Raw genomic sequence first — 295 nt, forward strand, 5'->3', positions numbered from 1 at the left:
ATAAGTGTGAAAGTACGGAAAGAAGGGGAGAATATTCTTGGGCACGTTAAAGGAACAGGAGGTGAGAAAAAATTGAAGGAGTTAAGTTTGTTTAAATGGTTAAGGGTATTAAGGTGTGTTGTGATGTTTGTGGGGAGTTTTGGTGGAGGGATGGTAAGGAAAAGGGAATGGGGGGTTGGGTGGGGAAGGGAATGGGGTTTATGTAAGGGAAAAGTGGTTGGCGGAGATAGTGTGGGTTGAGTTATTGAATATTGGCACGGGGGTGTAAGGGGAGTGGGTGGAGTGTTGTGGATTG

1 pseudogene is annotated in these 295 nt (G+C 45.4%); it reads left to right on the forward strand.

From position 1 onward, the window contains the following. Positions 1-240: pseudogene (locus FS628_RS32190) on the forward strand (hypothetical protein); the annotation flags it as partial. Positions 241-295: the final 55 nt, after the last annotated feature.

The organism is Paenibacillus xylanexedens, assembly GCF_007676705.1.
Lineage (GTDB): Bacteria > Bacillota > Bacilli > Paenibacillales > Paenibacillaceae > Paenibacillus > Paenibacillus xylanexedens_C.